The following is a 17,760-nucleotide window of genomic DNA, read 5'->3' as shown; positions in this document are numbered from 1 at the left end:
ATCAGCGGCACTCTGCTGGTCTGTCACTCCATCGGCATCACCAGCGGGTCAGGATACTGGTACTCAAACCCAAGCTCGTTACAAATACGGTTGCCATCAATGACTTTACCTTTACCGTTATCCTCATTGCCACGAAATTCCGGCGGCTCCATCCCCAACTGGCGGGCCATCTGTGGATAGAACACATTGCGCGCCGGATGCATAGGCGCACATATATTATAGATGTGTCCCCCTTTTGGCGCTTGCAGCAGCAAAGAGATGGCGGAAACCACATCATCCAGATGCACCAGATTGACGCCATGGTGTCCATCTGGCGCTGTCTTGCCAGCGAAAAAACGACCGGGATGTCTTCCCGGGCCGACAAGTCCGGCCAGGCGCAAAATATCCACCGAAGTGCCGGGTAAATTGTGCAACCAGTCTTCAAGTTCTTTCAAAACGCGACCACTTGCCGTGACCGGGTTACGCGGAGTCCCTTCTTTCACGATGCCTTGTGCATCGCCATAGACCGACGTCGAACTGGTAAAAATAATCCGCGGGATACGGTACGCCAGCGCACTGTCGACCAGCTCCTGCATAGCCTGCAGGTAAAATGTCTCCCCCGGACCGCTACGGCGCGCAGGTAGCGTAATAACCAGCGCGTCGGCATCCATCAGTGCGTCGAGATCGTCTGTCTCACAGACCAGTTCAGGCTCCAGGCGCAGCGAGTAGCTCTCTATACCACTCATGCGGGCCGCTTCCACCCCATCCAATGTGGTTTTGCTGCCGGTAACCTGCCAGCCTCTCGCCGCCAGCGACATAGCTAACGGCATGCCTAACCAACCTAAACCGACAATTGCGACCTTTTTCATGCCTTCTCTCCTGACTTTTGGCCTATAACGCAAGGCTACGCTAGCCCACAGTGGCTGACAATTCATAGTATCAATATGAAATGAATTAATGATCAAAAAAAGCCCTTGCTTTCCGTAGCTAAAGTGGTTTAGGTTAAAAGACATCAAATGAATAAACATTCATCGAGAAAATTTATGACACGCGCTCAATTCAAACACCATCATCACCATCATCCTGACTAGTCTTTCAGGCGATGTGTGCTGGGAGACATTTAAATCTTCCAGCGGTGCATGAGCGTATGAGAAAGCCCCCGGAAGATTTCTTCCGGGGGCTTTTTTTTGTGCGTGACCCAAACTGATTCAGACAGGATAACGAGGAATAAAGAATGTTAGATAACACCCGTTTACGCATAGCTATGCAGAAATCAGGTCGTTTAAGCGAAGATTCACGCGAATTGCTGGCCCGTTGCGGCATTAAAATTAATCTTCACACCCAGCGCCTGATCGCGATGGCTGAGAATATGCCGATCGATATTCTGCGCGTGCGTGATGATGATATCCCGGGTCTGGTGATGGACGGCGTCGTAGATCTCGGCATCATCGGGGAAAACGTTCTCGAAGAGGAACTGCTCAACCGCCGGGCACAGGGTGAAGATCCGCGCTATTTTACCCTGCGTCGTCTGGACTTCGGCGGTTGCCGTCTTTCGCTGGCTACCCCGGTTGATGAAGCCTGGGATGGCCCGGCAGCGCTGAACGGTAAGCGTATCGCTACCTCTTACCCACACCTGCTTAAACGTTATCTTGATCAAAAAGGGGTGTCGTTTAAATCCTGTCTGTTAAACGGCTCTGTAGAAGTCGCTCCCCGCGCAGGTCTGGCTGATGCGATTTGCGATCTGGTGTCAACCGGAGCCACGCTTGAAGCCAACGGTCTGCGTGAAGTGGAAGTGATTTACCGCTCTAAAGCCTGCCTGATTCAGCGCGACGGCGAAATGGCCGAAGCCAAGCAACAACTGATTGACAAACTGCTGACCCGTATTCAGGGGGTTATTCAGGCACGTGAATCAAAATACATCATGATGCACGCGCCGAGCGAACGTCTGGACGAAGTCATCGCCCTGCTGCCTGGCGCTGAGCGCCCTACCATTCTGCCACTGGCAGGTGACCAACAGCGCGTAGCCATGCACATGGTCAGCAGCGAAACCCTGTTCTGGGAAACGATGGAAAAACTGAAAGCGCTCGGCGCCAGCTCCATTCTGGTGCTGCCGATTGAGAAGATGATGGAGTGATAGCCATGAGCTTCAATACCCTGATCGACTGGAATAGCTGTAGCCCCGAGCAGCAGCGCGAACTGCTGATGCGCCCGGCGATATCCGCCTCTGAAAGCATCAGCCGTACGGTGGCCGAGATTCTTGAGAACGTCAAAAATAACGGCGACCGGGCGCTGCGTGAATACAGTGCTAAGTTTGACAAAACCGAGGTCGGCGCGCTGCGCGTCACTGAAGAAGAAATTCAGCAAGCCAGTAGCCGCCTGAGCGACGAGCTGAAACAAGCCATGCAGGCGGCGGTGCGTAATATTGATGCGTTCCACACCGCGCAAATTCTGCCGCCAGTGGATATTGAAACTCAGCCTGGCGTGCGCTGCCAGCAGATTACTCGCCCTATCGCCTCCGTAGGCCTGTATATTCCAGGGGGATCGGCACCGCTCTTCTCGACCGTATTAATGCTGGCGACCCCGGCGCGTATCGCCGGCTGCAAAAAAGTGGTGCTCTGCTCACCGCCGCCGATTGCCGATGAAATCCTCTACGCCGCGCAACTGTGTGGCGTAAAAGAGGTGTTCAACGTGGGCGGCGCGCAGGCCATTGCCGCGCTGGCGCTGGGTACCGAATCTATTCCTAAGGTCGATAAAATCTTCGGGCCAGGCAATGCGTATGTGACCGAAGCCAAACGTCAGGTCAGCCAACGTCTTGACGGCGCGGCTATCGACATGCCTGCGGGCCCGTCTGAAGTGCTGGTTATTGCCGACAGCGGCGCAACGCCTGACTTTGTTGCTTCCGACCTGCTTTCTCAGGCCGAACACGGCCCCGACTCGCAGGTTATCCTGCTGACGCCAGACGCTACGCTGGCCGAAGGCGTGGCCAAAGCCGTTGAACGCCAGCTCGCCGAGCTTTCCCGCGCCGACACCGCACGTCAGGCGCTCGCCGCCAGCCGACTGATCGTCGCCAGAGATCTTGAGCAATGCGTGGCCATCTCTAACGCCTACGGCCCGGAGCACCTGATTATTCAGACCCGTAACGCGCGTGAACTGGTTGATGATATCACCAGCGCTGGTTCGGTATTCCTGGGTGACTGGTCCCCTGAGTCGGCTGGTGACTATGCTTCCGGCACCAACCACGTTCTTCCGACCTATGGCTATACCGCAACCTGCTCAAGCCTTGGGCTGGCTGATTTCCAGAAACGGATGACGGTACAGGAATTAACTCCCCAAGGTTTCTCTGCCCTGGCCTCCACCATTGAAACACTGGCCGCGGCTGAACGACTGACTGCCCACAAAAATGCCGTCACCCTGCGCGTTAACGCCCTGAAGGAGCAAGCATGAGCACTGACAACTTTCTCAGCGTCACTGATTTAGCCCGTAAGAATGTTCGCGAGTTAACGCCCTATCAGTCTGCCCGTCGTCTTGGCGGTAACGGGGACGTGTGGCTCAACGCGAATGAGTACCCAACCGCCGTTGAGTTCCAGCTACGCCAGCAGACGCTGAACCGCTATCCGGAGTGTCAGCCGAAAGCCGTAATTGAGAATTACGCGCAATATGCTGGCGTCAAACCAGAACAGGTGCTGGTCAGCCGCGGCGCAGATGAAGGGATCGAACTGCTGGTGCGCGCTTTTTGCGAACCCGGTAAAGATGCAATTCTCTACTGTCCGCCGACTTACGGCATGTACAGCGTCAGCGCCGAAACGATTGGCGTTGAATGCCGCACCGTCCCGACCCTGGATAACTGGCAGCTGGATTTACAAGGCATCGCGGACAAGCTTGATGGCGTGAAAGTGGTCTACGTATGCAGCCCCAATAACCCAACCGGCCAGCTGATAAATCCGCAGGACCTACGTTCACTGCTCGAAATGACGCAGGGTAAAGCTATCGTGGTCGCTGATGAGGCCTATATTGAATTTTGTCCTCAGGCCACGCTGGCAGGCTGGCTGTCTGAGTATCCGCATCTGGCAGTATTACGCACGCTGTCTAAAGCGTTTGCTCTCGCCGGTTTACGCTGCGGATTTACGCTGGCGAATGAAGAGGTTATCAATCTGCTGTTAAAGGTGATTGCCCCCTACCCGCTTTCTACCCCGGTAGCGGATATTGCCGCCCAGGCGCTGACGCCACAAGGGATTTCCGCCATGCGCGAACGCGTAGAGCAGATCCTGCAAGAGCGTCAGTATCTGATGGAGAACCTGAAAACCATTCGCTGTGTAGAGCAGGTTTTTGACTCTGAAACCAACTATGTTCTGGCGCGCTTCACCGCATCAAGCAGCGTATTTAAATCTTTGTGGGATCAGGGCATTATCTTACGAGATCAGAATAAACAACCTTCATTAAGCGGCTGCCTGCGAATTACTGTCGGAACCCGCGAAGAGAGCCAGCGCGTCATTGACGCCTTACGTGCGGAGCAAGTATGAGCCAGAAGTATCTTTTTATTGACCGTGATGGAACCCTGATTTCCGAACCGCCAAGTGACTTTCAGGTCGATCGCTTTGACAAACTCGCCTTCGAGCCGGACGTCGTTCCCGTTTTGCTGAAGCTGCAAAAAGCAGGCTTTAAGCTGGTGATGATTACTAACCAGGATGGACTCGGTACGCAGAGCTTTCCGCAGGCCGATTTTGACGGTCCGCATAACCTGATGATGCAAATATTCACCTCTCAGGGCGTAGCATTCGATGAGGTGCTGATCTGCCCGCACCTGCCAGCGGACGCGTGTGATTGCCGTAAGCCAAAAGTGAAACTGGTTGAGCAATATCTGGTTGAACAGGCCATGGATGTGGCAAACAGCTACGTCATTGGTGACCGGGCGACCGATATTCAGCTCGCAGAAAACATGGGCATTAGCGGATTACGCTATCACCGCGACACCCTGAACTGGGCGATGATCGGTGAGCAGTTGACCAAACGAGACCGCTACGCGCACGTTGAGCGCAATACCAAAGAGACGCAGATTGACGTCAAAGTCTGGCTGGACCGCGAAGGCAGTAGCAAAATCAATACCGGCGTTGGCTTCTTTGACCACATGCTGGATCAAATCGCCACCCACGGCGGTTTTCGCATGGAGATTGCCGTCAAAGGCGATCTGTATATTGACGATCACCACACCGTTGAAGATACCGGTCTGGCGCTGGGTGAAGCCTTAAAGCTGGCATTAGGCGATAAACGCGGTATCAACCGTTTTGGTTTTGTGCTGCCGATGGACGAGTGCCTGGCACGTTGCGCGCTGGATATCTCGGGGCGTCCGCACCTGGAATACCGCGCGGAGTTTACCTACCAGCGCGTTGGCGATCTGAGCACAGAGATGATTGAACACTTCTTCCGTTCACTCTCTTACACCATGGGTGTCACCTTGCACCTGAAAACCAAAGGGAAAAATGACCACCACCGTGTGGAGAGCCTGTTTAAAGCCTTTGGTCGTACGCTACGTCAGGCTATTCGCGTAGAAGGCGATACGCTGCCCTCCTCAAAAGGAGTGCTGTAATGAACGTGGTGATCCTTGATACCGGCTGCGCCAATCTGCACTCGGTGAAATCCGCCGTCGCACGCCATGGATACGACCCGGTTGTCAGCCGTGACCCGGACGTGGTGCTACGTGCCGATAAACTGTTTCTGCCGGGCGTCGGTACCGCCCAGGCGGCTATGGACCAGTTGCACGAGCGTGAACTGATTGAACTGATTAAAGCCTGTACGCAACCGGTACTGGGGATCTGCTTAGGCATGCAACTGTTGGGCCGCCGCAGCGAAGAGAGTAACGGTGTCTCTCTGCTGGGCATTATTGAGCAGGACGTTCCGAAGATGACCGATTTCGGTCTGCCGCTGCCGCATATGGGCTGGAATCGCGTCTATCCGCAGGCGGGAAATCGTCTGTTCCAGGGCATTGAAGATGGCGCGTATTTCTACTTTGTACACAGCTATGCTATGCCGGTGAACCCGTGGACCATCGCCCAGTGCCATTACGGCGAACCATTTACCGCGGCAGTACAAAAGGACAATTTCTTTGGCGTGCAGTTTCACCCTGAACGCTCAGGCGCGGCTGGGGCGCAGTTGCTGAAAAACTTTCTGGAGATGTAATGATTATTCCGGCATTAGATTTAATCGACGGCACGGTGGTGCGTCTTCATCAGGGCGATTACGCAACGCAACGTGATTATGGCAATGATCCTCTCCCCCGTTTACAGGATTACGCAGCTCAGGGTGCCGAAGTACTGCACCTGGTTGATTTAACCGGCGCGAAAGACCCGGCGCAGCGGCAGATCCCGCTGATTAAAACGCTGGTCGCTGGAGTCAATGTTCCGGTACAGGTTGGCGGTGGCGTGCGGACTGAAGCGGACGTTGCGGCGCTGCTTGACGCAGGCGTGGCGCGCGTGGTGGTAGGTTCGACGGCAGTAAAATCCCCCGAGGTAGTCAAGAGCTGGTTTGCCCGTTTTGGCGCCGACGCGCTGGTACTGGCGCTGGACGTGCGTATTGACGAGCGCGGTAATAAACAGGTAGCGGTTAGCGGCTGGCAGGAAGATTCCGGGGTTTCTCTGGAAGAACTGGTTGAGACCTATTTACCCGTCGGCCTGAAGCACGTGCTGTGCACCGATATCTCCCGCGACGGCACGCTGGCTGGCTCAAACGTCGCGCTTTATGAAGAAGTGTGCGCCAAATATCCGCAGGTAGCATTCCAGTCATCTGGCGGCATTGGCGGGATCGAGGACGTAGCAGCCCTGCGTGGAACCGGCGTACGCGGCGTGATCGTCGGACGCGCCCTGCTGGAAGGTAAGTTCACCGTTGAGGAGGCCATTCAATGCTGGCAAAACGCATAATTCCTTGTCTGGACGTTCGTGATGGGCAGGTGGTAAAAGGCGTCCAGTTTCGCAATCACGAGATTATTGGCGACATTGTCCCGCTGGCAAAACGCTATGCCGATGAAGGCGCAGATGAACTGGTGTTCTACGATATCACCGCCTCCAGCGATGGCCGCGTAGTGGATAAAAGCTGGGTATCTCGCGTGGCGGAAGTGATCGATATTCCGTTCTGCGTTGCCGGTGGCATTAAATCCATCGACGATGCGGCGCGCATCCTCTCCTTCGGGGCGGATAAAATCTCTATCAACTCCCCGGCGCTGGCCGAACCGGAGCTTATCACCCGCCTGGCGGACCGCTTCGGCGTGCAGTGCATCGTGGTGGGTATTGATACCTGGTATGACGCTGAAACCGGCAAATATCATGTTAATCAATATACCGGGGATGAAAGCCGTACCCGCGTCACGCAGTGGGAAACGCTGGACTGGGTGCAGGAAGTACAGAAGCGCGGCGCGGGTGAAATCGTCCTGAACATGATGAACCAGGACGGCGTGCGTAACGGTTATGACCTGGAGCAACTGAAAAAAGTGCGCGACGTTTGCCATGTACCGCTGATTGCCTCCGGCGGCGCGGGCACCATGGAACACTTCCTTGAAGCATTCCGGGACGCCGACGTTGACGGCGCGCTTGCCGCTTCCGTCTTTCACAAGCAAATTATTAATATTGGCGAATTAAAAGCGTACCTGGCAACACAGGGCGTGGAGATCAGGATATGTTAACGAAGCAACAATGCCGCGAGCTGGACTGGGAAAAAACCGACGGACTGATGCCAGTCATCGTGCAGCATGCGGTTTCCGGTGAGGTACTAATGCTGGGTTATATGAACCCGGAAGCACTGGATAAAACGCTTGAAAGCGGCAAAGTGACCTTTTTCTCGCGGACCAAGCAGCGTCTGTGGACCAAAGGAGAAACCTCCGGTCACTTCCTGAACGTGGTGAGCATCGCGCCTGACTGCGACAACGACACCCTGCTGGTGCTGGTTAACCCGATTGGCCCAACCTGCCATAAAGGCACCTCAAGCTGCTTTGGCGACGCCAGCCACCAGTGGCTGTTCCTGTATCAGCTTGAGCAACTGCTGGCCGAACGTAAAACCGCTGACCCGGCAAGCTCCTACACTGCGAAGCTGTATGCCAGCGGCACTAAACGTATTGCCCAGAAGGTAGGCGAAGAAGGCGTAGAGACCGCGCTGGCCGCAACCGTGAACGATCGTCTCGAACTGACCAATGAAGCCTCTGATCTGATGTATCACCTGCTGGTTCTGCTGCAGGACCAGGACCTCGACCTGACGACGGTGATTGAGAATTTACGCAAAAGACATCAGTAATCTGCACATGTAAAAAAACCGGGCTCGCCCGGTTTTTTGTTGTCAGAATAAAACTGCTTTAGGATTACAGTGCTTTGGCTTTGTAACCGCGCAGCGCATTTCGCCCCAGCACGATCCCGGCACCAATCATCCCGCCGAGCAGAACCGCCAGCACCAGGGTGATTGCTTTTTTCGGACTGTCACGACGAATCGGTAACGTTGGTTTCAACACATAGCGGTAGGAGTGCAGTTTTGCCTTTTCAAGATTTAACGCCTCAATGTCCAGTAGGTTTTGCTTGGTCTGGTAGTAATTACCAGAGAAGATCAAGGGACGAGTCGCTTCGTGTTCAATCATTGATTTCAGTGCATCACTGCCCAGCAGTAGCATACTGTCCTGCGTGACATCCTGAGTTTGCTGAATTTGTGGCTTCACCACCCCAGCCTGTTCTGCATAACGCAAAGCTTCCTGGATTTGCTTGATACGCAAATCCTTTTGCTCCTGAGCAATAACCTCTTGGGTTTTCAGCGAGTCTGTAAGCGCTGTTGTTCGTAATTGAATATTATCTGCCAGATCAACAACCATCTCTTTGGCGACTTTGTCATCAATTTGTTGGATGTATTCAGAAAGCTGGCGCTGCGCCCTTTCCGCGGAATCCCCTACATAAGAGACGACCAATGGTAATTGCTGGCCTTTTACTGACTGCTCAATAGTCAGTTTTTCCGATTTTTCTTGATTGTCCAATGTTTCAACTAATGCAGAAAAAGCGGTACTAAAACGCCCAATCACATTCATTTGAAGCGATGCTGGCGCACTTGCACCATACAATACATTCAAGGCATTGTTGTAAGCGGCTATCTGCCCAACATCCGGTTGCGTGATAATTGCATTCGATGTCCATTTCTCTTTCGCAACGGCCAGGTATCCCACGGCCAACACAATCGCGACAACCACACAGACAATTATCGTTACTTTACCACGCCATAATTGTATTACTAAATCAATAAGATCAATCTGATCCGGATCGTTGCTGCGTCCAGATATTTTGTTATCACCTACAGACATAAATACCCTAAACTCTGAATGAGGAAAGACTTAAACTCGAATTAGTTTAGCTATAATTTGAGGCAATGCCATAGGATTAATGATAAAAAAATCAAATTGTTTGAGGGAATTTGATTGGTATTTCAATCACTACTGAAGAAGGGAAGAGATAAAACAGCAGTGTCAATACACAAGTCTCCTCCTGAGTAAATTATTTCACTCAACGGGTCCCATGCCAGACAGTCGATATAGTCTACTTTTCATTGTCATTGTATTAAATTCAAGCAATGAATACTTGCATTCTAATGAGTAAAACGACAAGAGTAAAAAGAGATAACGATTAGCTTTTTAGCCATCTATCGGTTTCATTCCACTTTTAGCAGTATTCGTTGGTACCTGGCTATTATTTAGCCAAAAAGAGGAATAAACATATAATACCTGGTTACGGGGGCCGCTGGTTTCATCGGCTTCCACGTTAGCAAACGCCTCCTTGAGGCTGGCCATCAAGTAGTCGGTATTGATAACCTGAACGATTACTACGACGTAAGCCTTAAGCAGGCCCGTCTGGAATTACTGGCACAGCCAACTTCCATTTTCATAAAATGGATTTGGCCGACCGCGAAAGTATCTCCGAACTCTTCGTATCTGGGCATTTTGATAGTGTGATTCATCTTGCAGCACAGGCGGGTGTTCGTTATTCACTCGAAAATCCGCATGCTTACGCGGACTCTAACCTCACCGGTTTTTTGAACATACTGGAAGGTTGTCGGCACAATAAAATTCAGCATTTGCTCTATGCCTCCTCCAGTTCGGCATACGGATTGAATCAGAAAATGCCTTTCTCAACAGATGATTCTGTTGATCACCCCGTGTCACTGTATGCGGCAACAAAAAAAGCCAACGAACTGATGGCCCATACCTATTCTCATCTGTACGGATTGCCAACAACCGGCCTGCGTTTTTTCACCGTGTATGGTCCATGGGGTCGCCCGGATATGGCGCTGTTCAAGTTCACCAAAGCGATGCTTGAAGGGAAAAGTATTGATGTTTATAACTACGGCAAAACGAAGCGCGATTTCACCTATATTGATAATATCGCAGAAGCAATCATTCGCCTGCAGGATGCCATTCCGCAAGCAGATGCCCAGTGGACCGTTGAAACAGGAACACCAGTGACCAGTATCGCCCCGTATCGCGTCTAGAATATCGGCAATAGTTCACCGGTTGAGATAATGGACTATATCAAAGCCCTTGAAGAAGCTCTTGGCATCGACGCTTCAAAAAATATGCTACCGCTACAGCCCGGTGACGTGCTGGAAACCAGCGCAGAGACCAAAGCGCTATAAGATGTAATCGGTTTTAAACCAGATACGACGGTTAGGGATGGAGTGCGTAACTTTGTCGACTGGAACCGTGACTTCTACAAAGTTTAATTACTGACCTGTTTAAAATAATAAATATCCTCCGGCATAGCCGGAGGTTTTTCGGATGCACCTATAAGGCTCTGTTACCAGCCGCGCCCTAACAGGCGCATACGATCTGACATTTGCATCAGACTTCGTTACTTACGGCCCGTAAACGGGCTACCCGGATAAGCGATCGATAACTGCTCACCCATTTTATCTTCTGCAAGCTGGTGCTTTATGCATTCCTGTATCTTCACCGTGTTCTTACCCGCCGTATCTACGTAGTATCCCCGGCACCAGAACTCTCTATTCCTGTACTTGAATTTCATATCCCCAAACTGTTCATACAGCATCAGACTGCTTTTCCCTTTCAGATACCCCATAAAGCCGGATACGCTCATTTTGGGTGGGATTTCCACAAGCATATGAATATGATCTGCACAGCATTCCGCTTCCAGGGTCCGCACGTTTTTCCACTCACACAGCTTTCTTAAGATGCTGCCTATCGCCCTGCGTTTCTCACCGTAGAATGCTTGTCTTCGGTATTTGGGCGCAAAAACTATGTGATATTTACAGTTCCATCGGGTGTGCGCTAAGCTCTTTTCGTCCCCCATTGGGACCCCCTTTTGATTTCTTGTTAAACATTTGCAGTTGCCAGACCGCAATGTGTTTTAACAAATCAAAAGGGGTTTTAATAACTGGCCCAAAGCTGAAAGCTTTCCGGAACCCCCAGCCTAGCTGGGGGTTTTCTGTGCACAATAAAAAGGCCTTTTTAAAGGCCTTTTTTGTAGAGAGGAATATTAATCGCTACCAAACAAATCGCGGGTATACACCTTATCGACAACGTCAACTAATTCTGGAGTCATACGGTTAGAAATAATAATATCCGCCTCACTTTTAAACGCATCCAGATCACGGACAACCCGAGAGTGGAAAAATTCATCCTTTTCCATTACGGGCTCATAAATAATAACCGGTACGCCTTTAGCTTTGATGCGCTTCATGATTCCCTGTATAGAGGATGCCCTGAAATTATCAGAGCCACTTTTCATGATCAAACGGTATACGCCTACGACTTTGGGTTTTCGTGCCAGGATTGAATCTGCAATAAAATCTTTACGTGTACGGTTGGCATCCACAATTGCAGAAATAAGATTATTCGGTACAGTCTGATAGTTTGCCAGCAGCTGTTTAGTATCTTTTGGTAAGCAATAACCACCGTAGCCGAATGACGGATTATTGTAATGGTGGCCAATACGTGGATCCAGACAAACACCTTCAATAATTTGTCGAGCATTTAGACCTAAGCTTTCAGCGTAGCTATCCAATTCGTTAAAATATGCCACACGCATAGCAAGATAAGTATTTGCAAACAGTTTAATCGCTTCAGCTTCAGTAGAGTCAGTAAATAGCGTTGGAATGTTTTGTTTTACTGCGCCTTCCTGCAATAACTCTGCGAATCGAGTAGCACGTGGCGAACACTCCCCAATCACAATACGTGAGGGATGAAGATTATCATAAAGCGCTTTTCCTTCTCGCAAAAACTCAGGCGAGAAAATAATATTATCTGTGCCTAAACGTTCTTTAATTGACTGGGTAAAACCTACCGGGATGGTTGATTTAATAATCATCACTGCCAGTGGATTCACTTCCAACACATCGCGGATGACTGATTCAACGCTGGAGGTATTAAAATAGTTGGTTTTAGGATCGTAATCAGTCGGAGTAGCTATAATAACATAATCGGCATTTTTGTAAGCATCTTGCTTGTCGGTTGTTGCGCGAAAATTAAGATTTTTCGTTAACAGATACTCTTCTATCTCTTTATCTACAATGGGGGATTGCTTCATGTTAAGCATATCCACTTTAGCCTGCACAATGTCCAGCGCGACTACTTCGTGATTTTGGGCAATCAAAATACCGTTTGAAAGACCAACATAACCTGTTCCTGAAATAGTTATTTTCATTTGCTCTGACTTCTTTTGGTTAAACGTTTTAAGAGAATACATTTCCCAACAACCGAAACAACTGTTAGGTTTTTACCCCTGACATCGCTGAACTGTCAAGACGAGACAGTAAGCTGGAATACCTATATTATATCGCTATTCCGCTCAATCCCCTGCACTTACTCCTCCGTAGCATACTGTTTTGCTCAATAAAAAAAGCCCGGAGGAGCGCTCCGGGCCTGGATTTTCATGTTAGGCTAAATCAGATTAATCCAGCCATTCGGTATGGAACACACCTTCTTTATCAGTGCGTTTATACGTATGCGCGCCAAAGTAGTCACGCTGGGCCTGGATCAGGTTAGCCGGCAGTACCGCAGAACGGTAGCTGTCGTAGTAGGCTACCGCTGCAGAGAAGGTCGGTACCGGAATACCGTTCTGAACAGCGTAAGCCACAACATCACGCAGCGCTTGCTGATATTCATCAGCGATATTTTTGAAGTACGGTGCCAACAGCAGGTTTGCGATGCCTTTGTTTTCAGCATAGGCGTCGGTGATTTTCTGCAGGAACTGCGCGCGAATGATACAGCCTGCGCGGAAGATCTTGGCGATTTCGCCGTAGTTCAGCTCCCAGTTGTATTCGTCAGATGCGGCACGCAGTTGAGAGAAGCCCTGTGCATAGGAGACGATTTTGCCAAGGTACAGCGCACGGCGCACTTTCTCAACGAACTCAGCTTTATCGCCAGCCAGCTTAGCCTGCGGACCAGAAAGTACTTTAGATGCCGCAACACGCTGGTCTTTCAGAGAAGAGATGTAGCGGGCGAATACGGATTCGGTGATCAGCGACAGCGGTTCGCCCAGATCCAGAGAGCTCTGGCTGGTCCATTTACCGGTACCTTTGTTCGCCGCTTCGTCCAGGATCACATCAACCAGGTATTTACCCTCTTCATCCTTTTTGGTGAAGATATCTTTGGTGATGTCAATCAGGTAGCTGCTCAGCTCGCCTTCGTTCCACTCGGTGAAGGTAGTGGCTAGCTCGTCGTTAGACAGGTTCAGGCCGCCTTTCAGCAGAGAATAGGCTTCAGCAATCAACTGCATATCGCCATATTCGATACCGTTGTGCACCATCTTCACGTAGTGACCTGCACCGTCAGCACCAATATAGGTTACGCACGGTTCACCATCTTCAGCTACTGCAGCAATCTTAGTAAGGATCGGTGCAACCAACTCATACGCTTCTTTCTGGCCGCCAGGCATGATAGAAGGACCTTTCAAGGCACCCTCTTCACCGCCGGAAACACCAGTACCGATGAAGTTAAAGCCTTCGGCGGACAGTTCACGGTTACGACGGATAGTGTCCTGGAAGAAGGTGTTACCGCCATCAATGATGATGTCGCCTTTATCCAGATACGGCTTCAGGGAGTCAATAGCAGCATCAGTGCCTGCACCTGCTTTCACCATTAACAGGATACGACGTGGGGTTTCAAGAGACTCGACGAACTCCTTCACCGTGTAGTGCGGAACCAGCTTCTTACCTGGATTCTCGGCTACAACTTCTTCGGTTTTTTCACGGGAGCGGTTGAAGATGGAGACAGTATAACCGCGGCTTTCGATGTTGAGCGCCAGGTTGCGCCCCATCACTGCCATACCGACGACGCCGATCTGTTGCTTGGACATTACATACTCCTGTCAGGTGTGGTCACCGCGCGACATATGCGCGGCTTGAATGTGACTTAGATGTTAACTCAACTCAGATATAAAATGATAGAAGCAAACTAAATACTATACTTAGTAAGTATTAAGTACTCTGTCCCAACACATCATGTTTTTTCACATATGATTTATTTACTTTAAGAAACTTCGACTCAACAAAATGCCATGAAAGGAACCCAAAAAAAATTGACACAATGATACTAACAAACATTCCGAAATAAAATTCAAACTGCAGTTTATTTATAATAAACTGTTGCACCGGGAAAGAATATATATATATACCATATGAATAATCAAATCGACCAGATATTATCTGGTCTTTAAATGAACAGCCAACAACTATTGTGATAATTGATAATAAAATATAACCCAACACATTAATTTCATTTTTATAAGCGACAGATAAAAGAATAAAAAACGATATCATAAATATATATTTCTTTATTTTTTTATCATTCCAATAACTTATCGTGAGAGCCATTACAGCTCCTGTTAAAAAGGATAAAGCCCTCACCGGAAGTGCCTGTAAAACCACTCCAAAAAACACTATTGATGTTTTATTAAACAGTAAATAAATAGAAATAATAAAAAGTACCACGAAAGAAATTAACATTGCTTTTAAAGCATTTTTAAATAAAAAAAACACTACACCCAAAAGAAGATAACATAAAAACTCAAGTGGTAACGTCCATAAACTATCATTGAGAGAGTATGGGTGAATAAAACCATCAAATATCCCGGAGTGAGGCGGTGCGCCCTGGATGGTTACGACGCTAATAATATTTTTCAGAATTGATATATTAATATAAGAAGATAAATCCCCCCACCTCAAGTACACGCCCAACACTAGATACATAAAAATTGCGCATGGCAACAACGCAGGGAATATTCTCCTTGCACGTTTTGATATATATGAGATGAACCCTTGACTTCTCATGCAAGATTTAGTAATCAAGAATCCCGAGATAGCAAAAAAAACAATAACCGCTACCCCCCCGTAAGTACTCATACCAAGAAAAATTGGCTCAGACAGTCCAGAAAGAGAGTACTGATGGGAGATAATGACGGTTATTGCCGCAAACAATCTAATTATGTCAAAACAGTTATCCCGATGTTCCATATTTTTCATTTAATAATCTTCATTTTATAAATATTCATATCCACCGCACATTTAGCGATGTCTTTTATAAGCATAGCGAATCAAAAACAAAGGTAACACATGAAAAAAGAATTTAATAATCAGAATAATACACCTCTTAAAACTAGCCTCTTTTAGCTTAAACATATACTTGAAGCGAACTGAAAACTCACTTATTGCTTTTCCAATCCCCCTTCTTCTGGAAAAAGTGCTATCATTAAGCCTATAGTCCAGCAAGACCTCGGGGATATTATGAAAACGATATCCTTTTTCAAGGAGAAAGAACCACAACGCCATATCCTCAGTAAATTGTGTATCTAAAGGATAACGAATCCCATCTTTGAAAACTGAACTTCTAAACATCACTGTTGGGTGTATAAATGGGCAACGGATTATACTGTATTTTTTAAGATCATCATGTTCGAGCGGAACTTTCTTTAATTCAAGTGCGTACTCACTACCAAATTCATGGCAATATCCGCCTAGTACGTCAATCTCCGGTCTATCTTCCATGAACCTAAACTGTTTTTCAATACGGTTTAAACGTGACACATCATCCGTATCCATCCTTGCAATGTATCGATAACCTCTACTTAAAGCCACATCGATAAGTGTATTCAGAGCAAAGGCCAGACCTTTATTTTTCTCTCCTCGCACAACATAGAAATTAGGTTCAGCTTCAAAACTCTCAATCACACTTTCCAAGGACTTATTAATTCCCCCATCAATATAAAGGTAAATATCTGCTTTCATAGTTTGAGAAAAAAGGCTAGAAAGACTTTGATGCAGATAATCTGGTTTTTCTGAATTATAAACACTCAGAATTATTGCTATGCTATGATTCATCCTAAGAAATAATCCATCTGATGAAACCTTAAAAAGAAAATAAAGGCTATGCTTTCGACACAGCCTTATACTTAAACATTAATTTAAAATTCTGAGTATTTCTTCTGTTTTACTTCTCATAAGTTGCTCATCTCCGCGCGATTCCACGTTCAGGCGCACCACCGGTTCGGTATTGGAAGAGCGTAAATTAAAGCGCCAGTCGACAAACGCCATGCTGATACCGTCCGTTCTGTCCACCGTCAGCGCCTCACTGGAAAAGTGCTGCTCCACACGCGCAATCGCTGCCGCCGGCTCTGCCAGCGTGCTGTTGATTTCCCCACTCGCCGGATAGGCCACCATCCGGTCACGGACCAGTTCACCCAGCGACTGTCCTTTCAGACTCAGCAGTTCCGCCACCAGCAGCCACGGGATCATTCCGCTGTCGCAGTAAGCAAAATCACGGAAATAGTGATGCGCGCTCATTTCACCGCCATAAATGGCATCTTCATGGCGCATCCGCTCTTTGATAAACGCGTGCCCGGTTTTTGACATCACCGGTTTACCGCCTGCCGCCGTCACCACGTCCACGGTATTCCAGGACAGGCGCGGGTCGTGGATAATTTTCGCCCCCGGATTCTTCTCCAGAAACGCTTCTGCCAGCAGGCCGACAATGTAGTAGCCCTCAATGAACTGACCTTTTTCATCGAACAGGAAGCAGCGGTCAAAATCACCGTCGAAGGCAATCCCCATATCCGCACCGTGTTCAATCACCGCATTGCGCGTGTCGGCCCGGCATTCCGGCAGCAGAGGATTGGGGATACCGTTGGGGAAGTTGCCATCCGGCGTATTGTGAATTTTGATGAACTCGACCGGCACCCCCAGCGCCTTAAAACGGGCTTCAATGACGTCAACCACTGGACCTGCCGCACCGTTGCCGGAGTTGAGCACCAGCTTCATCGGTTTCAGGCTGCCGGGATTGATGTAACCCAGCAGGTGGTCGATGTAGGCATCGCGGGTAGTAATACGCTGATAGTGGCCACGTTTTGTCGCATCAACCGCCGGGAAGTCGTTGGCTTCCGCCAGGCGCTGCACGTCGCGCAGACCGGTATCACCGCTGATGGGCCGCGCCCCTTCCCGCACCAGCTTCATGCCGTTGTAATCCATCGGATTATGGCTGGCGGTCACTTCAATACCGCCGTCAATGCCAAGGTGGAAGGTGGCGAAGTAAATCTCTTCGGTGCCCGACATGCCAATATCCAGCACATTCACCCCCGCATCCTGCAGCCCTTTCGCCAGCGCCAGCTTTAGCGTCTCGCTGGTCAGACGCACATCGCCGCCCAGAACAATAGATTTAGGCTTCAGGAACTCGCCGTAAGCGCGGCCAATGCGCCACGCAATCTCTTCATTCAGCTCTTCGCCCAGCCTGCCGCGAATATCGTAGGCTTTGAAACAGGTTAATTT

At 49.4% G+C, this 17,760-nt stretch carries 17 protein-coding genes, 1 pseudogene and 1 other annotated feature; of the genes and pseudogenes, 10 read left to right on the top strand and 8 right to left on the bottom strand.

All coding sequences use genetic code 11. The features are described from left to right. Window positions 1–23 precede the first annotated feature (23 nt). The gene (locus tag OGV65_RS15430) at window positions 24–848 is read right to left on the bottom strand and encodes an SDR family oxidoreductase (RefSeq protein WP_016156891.1); all 825 of its coding nucleotides are present in this window, start codon (window positions 846–848) and stop codon (window positions 24–26) included. A 174-nt stretch (window positions 849–1,022) separates the two neighbouring features. Here OGV65_RS15430 and hisL point away from each other — a divergent pair, with 174 nt between their 5' ends. From hisL to hisIE, 9 genes are all read left to right on the top strand, one after another. Further along, window positions 1,023–1,070 carry a his operon leader peptide gene (gene hisL / locus OGV65_RS15425; protein WP_100250077.1) on the top strand — a complete coding sequence of 16 codons (48 nt, stop codon included), beginning with the start codon at window positions 1,023–1,025 and terminating at the stop codon, window positions 1,068–1,070. Continuing rightward, window positions 1,046–1,168, top strand: a sequence feature (His leader region). (Overlaps the previous gene by 25 nt.) A gap of 45 nt (window positions 1,169–1,213) precedes the next feature. After that, window positions 1,214–2,113 carry an ATP phosphoribosyltransferase gene (hisG, locus tag OGV65_RS15420; protein ID WP_200080126.1) on the top strand — a complete coding sequence of 300 codons (900 nt, stop codon included), beginning with the start codon at window positions 1,214–1,216 and terminating at the stop codon, window positions 2,111–2,113. A 5-nt stretch (window positions 2,114–2,118) separates the two neighbouring features. Next, complete coding sequence (gene hisD / locus OGV65_RS15415) at window positions 2,119–3,423, top strand: histidinol dehydrogenase (RefSeq protein WP_046275333.1); 1,305 nt, start codon at window positions 2,119–2,121, stop codon at window positions 3,421–3,423. Further along, window positions 3,420–4,499 carry a histidinol-phosphate transaminase gene (hisC, locus tag OGV65_RS15410; protein WP_286455137.1) on the top strand — a complete coding sequence of 360 codons (1,080 nt, stop codon included), beginning with the start codon at window positions 3,420–3,422 and terminating at the stop codon, window positions 4,497–4,499. The genes hisD and hisC overlap by 4 nt, the downstream gene beginning before the upstream one ends. After that, a complete protein-coding gene (gene hisB / locus OGV65_RS15405; protein ID WP_131346294.1) occupies window positions 4,496–5,563 on the top strand; it encodes a bifunctional histidinol-phosphatase/imidazoleglycerol-phosphate dehydratase HisB in 1,068 nt (355 codons plus the stop codon). Before hisC ends, hisB begins: the two co-directional genes overlap by 4 nt. Beyond that, a complete protein-coding gene (gene hisH, locus OGV65_RS15400; RefSeq protein ID WP_003030129.1) occupies window positions 5,563–6,153 on the top strand; it encodes an imidazole glycerol phosphate synthase subunit HisH in 591 nt (196 codons plus the stop codon). Before hisB ends, hisH begins: the two co-directional genes overlap by 1 nt. Further along, entirely contained in the window at window positions 6,153–6,890 is a 738-nt protein-coding gene (gene hisA, locus OGV65_RS15395) for a 1-(5-phosphoribosyl)-5-[(5-phosphoribosylamino)methylideneamino]imidazole-4-carboxamide isomerase (protein ID WP_016153557.1), read from the top strand. Before hisH ends, hisA begins: the two co-directional genes overlap by 1 nt. Continuing rightward, window positions 6,872–7,648: an imidazole glycerol phosphate synthase subunit HisF gene (gene hisF, locus OGV65_RS15390; RefSeq protein WP_019077116.1), complete on the top strand. Its 777-nt coding sequence runs from the start codon at window positions 6,872–6,874 to the stop codon at window positions 7,646–7,648. Before hisA ends, hisF begins: the two co-directional genes overlap by 19 nt. Continuing rightward, the gene (gene hisIE / locus OGV65_RS15385; protein WP_103766463.1) at window positions 7,642–8,253 is read left to right on the top strand and encodes a bifunctional phosphoribosyl-AMP cyclohydrolase/phosphoribosyl-ATP diphosphatase HisIE; all 612 of its coding nucleotides are present in this window, start codon (window positions 7,642–7,644) and stop codon (window positions 8,251–8,253) included. The genes hisF and hisIE overlap by 7 nt, the downstream gene beginning before the upstream one ends. A 64-nt stretch (window positions 8,254–8,317) precedes the next feature. Here the strand turns inward: hisIE and wzzB are convergent, their stop codons facing one another. Further along, a complete protein-coding gene (gene wzzB, locus OGV65_RS15380) occupies window positions 8,318–9,295 on the bottom strand; it encodes an LPS O-antigen chain length determinant protein WzzB (RefSeq protein ID WP_235117106.1) in 978 nt (325 codons plus the stop codon). Window positions 9,296–9,712: 417 nt separating this feature from the next. On the opposite strand from wzzB, the pseudogene OGV65_RS15375 reads away from it, so the two are divergent. Further along, window positions 9,713–10,707 (top strand): annotated as a pseudogene (locus OGV65_RS15375) (NAD-dependent epimerase). Window positions 10,708–10,835: 128 nt separating this feature from the next. Here the strand turns inward: OGV65_RS15375 and tnpA are convergent. The 6 genes from tnpA to cpsG form a co-directional block, all read right to left on the bottom strand. Continuing rightward, entirely contained in the window at window positions 10,836–11,294 is a 459-nt protein-coding gene (gene tnpA, locus OGV65_RS15370; RefSeq protein WP_286455136.1) for an IS200/IS605 family transposase, read from the bottom strand. A 186-nt stretch (window positions 11,295–11,480) separates the two neighbouring features. Then, window positions 11,481–12,647: a UDP-glucose 6-dehydrogenase gene (gene ugd, locus OGV65_RS15365; RefSeq protein ID WP_235117104.1), complete on the bottom strand. Its 1,167-nt coding sequence runs from the start codon at window positions 12,645–12,647 to the stop codon at window positions 11,481–11,483. A 246-nt stretch (window positions 12,648–12,893) separates the two neighbouring features. Next, entirely contained in the window at window positions 12,894–14,300 is a 1,407-nt protein-coding gene (gnd, locus tag OGV65_RS15360; protein WP_235117103.1) for an NADP-dependent phosphogluconate dehydrogenase, read from the bottom strand. Window positions 14,301–14,421: 121 nt separating this feature from the next. After that, window positions 14,422–15,465 (bottom strand): acyltransferase family protein, encoded by a 1,044-nt coding sequence (locus OGV65_RS15355; RefSeq protein ID WP_235117102.1) that lies wholly within the window; start codon window positions 15,463–15,465, stop codon window positions 14,422–14,424. Between the two features lie 42 nt (window positions 15,466–15,507). Next, window positions 15,508–16,320 (bottom strand): glycosyltransferase, encoded by an 813-nt coding sequence (locus tag OGV65_RS15350; RefSeq protein ID WP_235117101.1) that lies wholly within the window; start codon window positions 16,318–16,320, stop codon window positions 15,508–15,510. 78 nt (window positions 16,321–16,398) lie between these two features. Continuing rightward, window positions 16,399–17,760, bottom strand: a 1,362-nt coding sequence (cpsG, locus tag OGV65_RS15345) for a phosphomannomutase CpsG (RefSeq protein ID WP_286455135.1), incomplete at its 5' end; no start/stop codon positions are given.

It is taken from the genome of Citrobacter sp. Cb004 (genome assembly GCF_030337065.1).
GTDB classification, from domain to species: domain Bacteria; phylum Pseudomonadota; class Gammaproteobacteria; order Enterobacterales; family Enterobacteriaceae; genus Citrobacter; species Citrobacter braakii.
This window is presented reverse-complemented; position numbering and strand designations above follow the sequence as displayed.

Bases quoted from the DNA above. Each gene is read 5' to 3' on its own strand.
- OGV65_RS15430 (WP_016156891.1), bottom strand. From the start codon at position 848: ATGAAAAAGGTCGCAATTGTCGGTTTAGGTTGGTTAGGCATGCCGTTA.
- hisG (WP_200080126.1), top strand. From the start codon at position 1,214: ATGTTAGATAACACCCGTTTACGCATAGCTATGCAGAAATCAGGTCGT.
- hisD (WP_046275333.1), top strand. From the start codon at position 2,119: ATGAGCTTCAATACCCTGATCGACTGGAATAGCTGTAGCCCCGAGCAG.
- hisC (WP_286455137.1), top strand. From the start codon at position 3,420: ATGAGCACTGACAACTTTCTCAGCGTCACTGATTTAGCCCGTAAGAAT.
- hisB (WP_131346294.1), top strand. From the start codon at position 4,496: ATGAGCCAGAAGTATCTTTTTATTGACCGTGATGGAACCCTGATTTCC.
- hisH (WP_003030129.1), top strand. From the start codon at position 5,563: ATGAACGTGGTGATCCTTGATACCGGCTGCGCCAATCTGCACTCGGTG.
- hisA (WP_016153557.1), top strand. From the start codon at position 6,153: ATGATTATTCCGGCATTAGATTTAATCGACGGCACGGTGGTGCGTCTT.
- hisF (WP_019077116.1), top strand. From the start codon at position 6,872: ATGCTGGCAAAACGCATAATTCCTTGTCTGGACGTTCGTGATGGGCAG.
- hisIE (WP_103766463.1), top strand. From the start codon at position 7,642: ATGTTAACGAAGCAACAATGCCGCGAGCTGGACTGGGAAAAAACCGAC.
- wzzB (WP_235117106.1), bottom strand. From the start codon at position 9,295: ATGTCTGTAGGTGATAACAAAATATCTGGACGCAGCAACGATCCGGAT.
- tnpA (WP_286455136.1), bottom strand. From the start codon at position 11,294: ATGGGGGACGAAAAGAGCTTAGCGCACACCCGATGGAACTGTAAATAT.
- ugd (WP_235117104.1), bottom strand. From the start codon at position 12,647: ATGAAAATAACTATTTCAGGAACAGGTTATGTTGGTCTTTCAAACGGT.
- gnd (WP_235117103.1), bottom strand. From the start codon at position 14,300: ATGTCCAAGCAACAGATCGGCGTCGTCGGTATGGCAGTGATGGGGCGC.
- OGV65_RS15355 (WP_235117102.1), bottom strand. From the start codon at position 15,465: ATGAAAAATATGGAACATCGGGATAACTGTTTTGACATAATTAGATTG.
- OGV65_RS15350 (WP_235117101.1), bottom strand. From the start codon at position 16,320: ATGAATCATAGCATAGCAATAATTCTGAGTGTTTATAATTCAGAAAAA.